2 protein-coding genes are annotated in these 1,047 nt (G+C 34.6%); both read right to left on the reverse strand.

Annotation, left to right across the window (positions count from 1 at the left end; all coding sequences use genetic code 11):
• Positions 1-211: 211 nt before the first annotated feature.
• Complete coding sequence (locus tag ACFIKH_RS09135; RefSeq protein WP_375627588.1) at positions 212-517, reverse strand: BrnA antitoxin family protein; 306 nt, start codon at positions 515-517, stop codon at positions 212-214.
• Positions 495-794, reverse strand: a complete 300-nt coding sequence (locus ACFIKH_RS09140) for a BrnT family toxin (RefSeq protein WP_208439550.1) — start codon at positions 792-794, stop codon at positions 495-497. Before ACFIKH_RS09140 ends, ACFIKH_RS09135 begins: the two co-directional genes overlap by 23 nt.
• Positions 795-1,047: the final 253 nt, after the last annotated feature.

Below are 1,047 nucleotides of genomic sequence, written 5' to 3' on the forward strand. Positions count from 1 at the left end.
TGTGTATTGTTTCTTATGTTACATACACGCAGTTTAATAAATATATCTATTTACACACTACAGTGCTCAGTTAAAAAGCCATAGTAAATTTTCCGATTTTATAAAACTGTTCAGATTAAATGACGTTGTCTCTTCTCAACGTTCGATAAAATCAACAAGGAGATAAAAAACTATCGAAAGCAGTTTGATACTCTTTGTAGCAGGAAAGAGGTCAACGCATTGAACGAAGCATAGCGTCACGTAAAATGGCGTTAATCCGCGTTTGATATCCTTTCCCTTGACTTTTAAGCCACGCTAGAACGTCTGAATCCACACGTACTGTTGTGACAGTTTTGGTTGGTTTATAGAATGGATTGCGAACGGCGTTTTTCCAGAACGTATCATCTAGTGTTGGAATATCACTATGATCAATTGCACTATCCGGCATTGCAGCCAGTTTATCAACCTCAACTCTCTGTTTATCTGTCAAAGGTGATAAGTTACCTACATCAATTTCATAACGAACTTTCTTCTTCATAACGTTTCCTTTCTTTCGAGTTAGCTCGCCGCGCTGAAATAATACGGATTACTTCTATACCATCTTTATCATCATGGACAGTATGCGCTACGAGCAGCAGTAAAAAACCATCCACAAGACCCAAAGTTTGCCAACGATATTCTCCGTTTTCAATACGGTCTTGTTTAACCATGGCGAACGGGTCTGCAAAAACACGAGCAGCAATTTCAAAACTGACACGGTGCTTTCTAAGATTACTTTTTGCTTTAGTTTCATCCCATTCAAATCTTATTCTCATATCTTATGTTAATACATTTATGTATGTATATCAAGAGTTTTAAATGAACACTGAACTATTTATGTTTTTTTGCATATTAAACATAATTTTATATGTTAAAAAACAATAATATCATTTTGAAATAATTGAAAAAATATGCAAATCATGCTAGGATTTTGTATGTATTAAAATACAAGTTTAAGGTAAGAAAAAACATGCTAAATAAAGTGATGTTAATCGGGCGTTTAGGTGCTGATCCCGAAAGCAAAACAAT

The organism is Bartonella sp. SD1336NMGDW (assembly GCF_042193565.1).
Classification (GTDB): Bacteria; Pseudomonadota; Alphaproteobacteria; order Rhizobiales; family Rhizobiaceae; genus Bartonella; species Bartonella grahamii.

Coding starts and splice junctions, on each gene's coding strand:
- ACFIKH_RS09135 (WP_375627588.1), bottom strand. CDS start 517: ATGAAGAAGAAAGTTCGTTATGAAATTGATGTAGGTAACTTATCACCT.
- ACFIKH_RS09140 (WP_208439550.1), bottom strand. CDS start 794: ATGAGAATAAGATTTGAATGGGATGAAACTAAAGCAAAAAGTAATCTT.